General features: G+C 65.7%; 3 protein-coding genes and 1 pseudogene. 2 read left to right on the top strand and 2 right to left on the bottom strand.

Going from position 1 to position 5859, the window contains the following annotated elements; translation table 11 throughout:
• Both EOA28_RS22305 and EOA28_RS22300 read right to left on the bottom strand, forming a co-directional pair.
• Positions 1 to 206, bottom strand: a pseudogene (locus EOA28_RS22305) (hypothetical protein); the annotation flags it as partial.
• An 81-nt stretch (positions 207 to 287) separates the two neighbouring features.
• Complete coding sequence (locus EOA28_RS22300; protein ID WP_127253717.1) at positions 288 to 1331, bottom strand: CapA family protein; 1044 nt, start codon at positions 1329 to 1331, stop codon at positions 288 to 290.
• Positions 1332 to 1479: 148 nt separating this feature from the next.
• On the opposite strand from EOA28_RS22300, the gene EOA28_RS22295 reads away from it, so the two are divergent.
• Together EOA28_RS22295 and uvrB are read left to right on the top strand one after the other, a co-directional pair.
• Positions 1480 to 2736, top strand: coding sequence for a hypothetical protein (locus EOA28_RS22295; protein ID WP_127386100.1), 1257 nt, complete (start codon positions 1480 to 1482; stop codon positions 2734 to 2736).
• 321 nt (positions 2737 to 3057) lie between these two features.
• Positions 3058 to 5859 (top strand): excinuclease ABC subunit UvrB (gene uvrB, locus EOA28_RS22290; RefSeq protein ID WP_128315272.1); only part of this gene is annotated, 2802 nt, incomplete at its 3' end.

The following is a 5859-nucleotide window of genomic DNA, read 5'->3' as shown; positions in this document are numbered from 1 at the left end:
GTCGAGAGCCATTGCTCGTGCGGATCGGCGGCGGCGTTGAACAGCCAGGCTATCAGCGCGACGAAGACGGCGACCAGGCCGACGAACACCGGTACCCGCCAGCGGACCTGTCTCTGGGCCGACGCCCGTTTCGCCTCATACTCCTCGATGCCGCGCCTGATGCCCGCGATCACCGCCTCGTTCGGCATGAAATCCGCTGCTTCCATGGCCATCCCCGGTCGGCGCTAAGATCGGCTTATGATAGCGGCTTTTGCGCGAAAGTCGCCTGTGCCCGCGGTGATCGGCGACTAGTCCCCGGGAGCAGGAAAAATCGCCTGCAGCCGGGCCGCAACCCGCCGCTTGAGCGCGCCGCCCAGAGCCTCCACCGGCACCAGCCGCTCGTGGTTGCCTGCTCGCAGTCGCATGAAGAAATGCTGCCGGTAGGCGGCGATCCTACCGTGCGTGGCCGGATCGGCGCTGACGTCGACCACGAATATCGAGCCGATGCGTGCGGGCCATGGCGTGCTGGCCAAGGCAGTGCCGAGGAAATCGCCGAGCCCATAAGCGGTGACCCCGCGACCGATGCGCTCGACCGGCTGCACGACATGGGCATGATGGCCGACGATCAGCCCGGCGCCCTTATCCGCCAGCAGCCTCGCCAGCGCCCGCGTCGCCTTGCGCGGAAAATGCCGGAACTCCCAGTCCCAGTGCGGCACGGCGCAGGCAAGGTCGACGCCGGACATGGCGTCGTGGGGCCATTCGGCGGTCTGCATCGAGATCCGTTCCTCAAACGGCGCGGCGCCGGTGTTGCGCCAGAGCGTGAAGGCCGCGAAGCCGATCGTCAGTGATCCGGCGGCATGACTCTGGACAGGTCCGCCTGCAACCGTTCCGATGGTCCGGATCCCGAGCCGGTTGAGCGCCGCAAGCGTTTCCTCGAAACCGGCTATGCCCTGATCGAGCACGTGGTTGTTGGCCAGGGACAGCACCAGCCTGTCACGCGCAATGCCGGCTGCTGCGAGCGCATCGGCCAGGAAACGCTCGCTCATCGCATGATGCGTGCCGAGCCGCGTGCCCATGGTCGTGTATGGACGTTCGACGATAGGGCTTTCGCAATTGCCGACCACGAGGTCAGCGGAGGAGAGCAGCGCGGCGATCGTCGGATCGCATTCCGGGGCATCGCGATTGGCAACGGCCGAAATGTCGCCGACAAACGCCAGCCGCACTGTCCGCATGGGCGGCGGATCGATCAACCTCGCCGCCGGCGCCACAAAACCGTTTCGGTCGCCACCGAGAGACGGTCGCAGCAGGCGTGGCAACCAGGACAGTTTGTAGGAAAGCGGATAATTCGACACGGGCAGGTCCAGTTTTGCTTTCTCTAGACTGTCTGACCGGCCGATTGAAGCCGGCCGCCGTATCGAAAGCAGCCCGCCAATCGGCGTGGGCTAGGCGACGCCACGAGCCAAATGCGTGTATGCTTGCAACACGACGCAGTGGAGGGCGATGACGATGCGTAGAGCGATCCTTGCAGCAGCCTTGTTTGCATTCCTGCCGGCATCCTTCGCCTGGGCGGAGATGCCGGACGCAGCCAAGTCCATGTTCGAGGCGAAGAGCGTGGCAGAGCGGAACGCGGCGCTGTCGACGTTGGAGGCGGCAGCGGCGAAGGACCCGGCAGCGGCCTATGCGGCCGGCGCCGGCGAGTTCTTCACCGCGCTCGAGCTCCTCGCCGGCGGCCTGCATCGCCACGGCTTCGACAGCCCGAAATCCTTCATGCTGCCGCTGATGCAGCTGCCCGTGCCCGACAATCCCAACCCGCAGCCGCTGACCTATGAGGAATTCCGCGCCATCCTGGTCTCCTTCCGCGACCGCCTGGAAAAATCCGCCGCAACGCTGGGTTCCGTCCCGGCCAACGCCGACATCGGCATGGTCGTTGACCTCACCCGCGCCGGTATCGATCTCAACGAGGACGGCGCCATAGCGCCCGACGAAAGCTTCGCCGCGATCATGGCTTCGCTCGCGCATGGCAGCATCGACACGAGCGCTGCCGCGCCTTCGCTCACCTTCCGCTTTGATCGCGCCGACGGCTTCTGGCTGCAGGGCTATGCCGAGTTCCTGATGGCGCAGGCCGATTTCTGGCTGTCGCATGATTTCAAGGCCATGTTCGACGGCTCTTTCCACATGCTGTTCCCGCGCGCCAAACTGCCGCTGCAGGATGTCCTGGTGCCGCTGGACGGCGGCATGAGCGGCAACATGTTCGCCTCGGAATGGCGCTTCGCCGACTTCATCTCGCTGGTGCATCTCGTCAACTGGCCGGTGGTCGAGCCGGAACGCCGGCAGGCCGCACGACGCCATCTGCTGGAGATGATCCGGCTGTCGCGCGAAGACTGGAAAGCGATCCTGGCCGAGACCGACAATGACCGCGAATGGCTGCCGGGACCGCAGCAGAAAGGCGCCAATCCCCTCACCGGCCTCGACGTCGGCCAGGAGCAGGTAACCGCTTGGCTCGCCACGCTGACCATGGCCGAGGACCTTCTCGAAGGCCGCGTGCTGCTGCCGCATTTCCGCATCGCCGGCAAGGGCATCAACATGAAGCGCTTCTTCGACGAGCCGAAACCCTTCGACCTCGTTCTGTCGATCACCGGCCCCGGCATCGCGCCCTATCTCGAAAACGGCAAGATCCTCACCAGCAACGATTTCGACCAGATCCAGCGCGAGTTCGGCGGCGCCGGCTTTTTGACATTCGCGCTGTGGTTCAACTGAGGGTCGCAAGTCTTGGGTTCCTCGCCGCCATGGAATGGGGAGAGGTGGCTCGGCGAAGCCGGGACGCAGAGGGGAGCGTCGGTTCGGGCGGCGAAAGCGCCTCGAAGAGAAGGGGCTTCCACCTTACGAAGCCCCTCTCCGTCCGCTTCGCGGACACCTCTCCGCGCCTCTGGCGGGGCGAGGAACCTGAGGTCGGCGTTAGCCAGCCACATCGGATCATGACGCCTCTGCTGACAGCCTTCTGTCAGCAGCGTCCGCGCCCGGCTGGCGCCCTTTCACTCGCCCCTTTCCATTTCGGCCGAGTCCACCCATATTCGGGCCATGGCCAGACATCCTGACAAGAAGACGCCTTCGCAAGACGGCGCGCCGAAGCGGCGCAGCCCGCTGACCGACTTCCTCGACGCCGCCGAGCCGTTGAATCCCGGCGGCTTCGCCGAGGCGCCGCAGGCTGATTTCACCGGGGCGCCGCTGACCGGCTCGATCTCCGATTGGGCTGGGCAGATCGAGCGCGAGGCGGAAAAGCAGCCGAAGGCCAAAGCCCCGAAGAAGATCCCAGAGCGCTCGTCGGCGCCCGGGCGCACGGCGCGCGGCACCTCGATGGGCGGCGCGGCCTCGGCCAAGGAGCGCGCCGCCGCCGGTCTCAACCCGGTAGCCGGTCTCGACATCAGCCTGGAGGATGCAGAGCAGGTTTCGTCCAGCGGCGTCACCGCGACCGTCGCGGCGCTGTCGGCGCTGATCGAATCCGGCAATCCGCTGCACAAGGACGGCCAGCTCTGGACGCCGCACCGGCCGGCCCGCCCGGAGAAGTCGGAAGGCGGCATCGCCATCAAGATGGTGTCGGACTTCGAGCCCGCTGGCGACCAGCCGACCGCCATCAAGGACCTCGTCGAAGGCGTCGACCGGCACGACCGCACCCAGGTGCTGCTCGGCGTCACCGGCTCGGGCAAGACCTTCACCATGGCCAAGGTGATCGAGGAAACGCAACGCCCGGCCCTGATCCTGGCGCCCAACAAGACGCTGGCCGCGCAGCTCTACGCCGAGTTCAAGAAGTTCTTCCCCGAGAACGCGGTCGAGTATTTCGTCTCCTACTACGACTACTACCAGCCGGAAGCGTATGTGCCCCGGACCGACACCTATATCGAGAAGGAATCCTCGATCAACGAGCAGATCGACCGCATGCGCCACTCGGCGACGCGCTCGCTGCTGGAGCGCGACGACGTCATTATCGTCGCCTCGGTCTCCTGCATCTACGGTATCGGCTCGGTCGAGACCTACACGGCGATGACCTTCCAGATGCAGGTCGGCGACCGGCTCGACCAGCGCTCGCTTCTCGCCGACCTCGTCGCCCAGCAATACAAGCGCCAGGACATCAACTTCGTGCGCGGCTCGTTCCGTGTGCGCGGCGACACGATCGAAATCTTTCCCGCCCACCTTGAAGACCGCGCCTGGCGCATCTCGATGTTCGGCGACGAGATCGAGTCGATTACGGAATTCGATCCGCTGACCGGCCAGAAGACCGGCGAGCTGAAGAGCGTCAAGATCTACGCCAATTCGCACTATGTGACGCCGCGCCCGACCTTGAATCAAGCCATCAAGTCGATCAAGGAAGAGCTCAAGCACCGCCTGCAAGAGCTTGAAAAGGCTGGGCGTCTCTTGGAGGCGCAGCGGCTGGAACAGCGCACACGCTTCGATCTGGAGATGCTGGAGGCGACCGGCTCCTGCGCCGGCATCGAGAACTATTCGCGCTATCTCACTGGCCGCCAGCCGGGCGATCCCCCGCCGACGCTGTTCGAATATGTCCCGGACAATGCGCTGATCTTCATCGACGAGAGCCACGTCACCGTGCCGCAGATCGGCGGCATGTATCGCGGCGACTTCCGCCGCAAAGCGACGCTGGCGGAGTACGGATTCCGCCTGCCCTCCTGCATGGACAACCGGCCTCTGCGCTTCGAGGAATGGGACGCCATGCGACCGCTCTCGGTCGCCGTTTCGGCGACACCGGGCGGCTGGGAGCTGGAGCAGTCCGGCGGCGTCTTCGCCGAGCAGGTCATCCGCCCGACCGGGCTGATCGACCCGCCGGTCGAGGTGCGTCCGGCCAAGAGCCAGGTCGACGACGTCGTCGGCGAAATCCGCGACACGACGCGGCTCGGCTACCGCACGCTGGTCACCGTGCTCACCAAGCGCATGGCCGAGGATCTCACCGAGTACCTGCATGAGAACGGCATTCGCGTTCGCTACATGCATTCCGACATCGACACGCTGGAGCGCATCGAGATTCTGCGCGACCTGCGCCTTGGCGCCTTCGACGTGCTGGTCGGCATCAACCTTCTGCGCGAAGGCCTCGACATTCCGGAGTGCGGCTTCGTCGCCATCCTCGACGCCGACAAGGAAGGTTTCCTGCGTTCGGAAACCTCACTGATCCAGACCATCGGCCGCGCCGCCCGCAATGTCGACGGCAAGGTCATCCTCTATGCCGACCAGATCACCAGCTCGATGGAGCGGGCGATGGCGGAGACCAACCGCCGCCGCGAGAAGCAGATGGAGTGGAACGCCGCCAACGGCATCACGCCGGAATCGGTCAAGTCGCGCATCGCCGACATCCTCGATTCCGTCTACGAGAAGGACCACGTCCGCGCCGACATCTCGCAGTTCACCGACGATGCCGGCGCCATGATTGGCAACAATCTGAAGACGCATCTCGAGGCGCTCGACAAGCAGATGCGCGATGCCGCCGCCAATCTCGACTTCGAGAAGGCCGCGCGCATCCGCGACGAGATCAAGCGGCTGCGCGAGATGGAGCTTGCCATCTCCGACGACCCGCTGGCGCGTGAGGTGGAAAGCCAGAGCCCCGCTTCGGGCCGCGAGAAGGGCAAGCACAACAAGGGCGTGGCCAGGCATCGTACCGCCGAGGAACAGGAGCGCTTCCGCAGGCTCGACGAAGCGCGCGCCGCCGAGGAAGCGGCCAAGGCCGCCCGGCCCAACCTGTTCCGCAAGCCGCATCTCGACGAGATGGGCGCCGACGGCGCCGTGCCGGTGAAGAAGCCACTCTTCGCCAAGCCGTCGATCGACGACATGGGGCCTGGCACCGACATGGCGACACCGGCGGGCGCCGTGTCGCGCTCG

Origin of the sequence: Mesorhizobium sp. M2A.F.Ca.ET.067.02.1.1, from assembly GCF_004023285.1 — a bacterium.
Classification (GTDB): domain Bacteria; phylum Pseudomonadota; class Alphaproteobacteria; order Rhizobiales; family Rhizobiaceae; genus Mesorhizobium.
Note: the sequence above shows the minus strand (reverse complement) of the source record. Positions and strands in the feature narration are given on the sequence as shown.

Coding starts and splice junctions, on each gene's coding strand:
- EOA28_RS22295 (WP_127386100.1), top strand. CDS start 1,480: ATGACGATGCGTAGAGCGATCCTTGCAGCAGCCTTGTTTGCATTCCTG.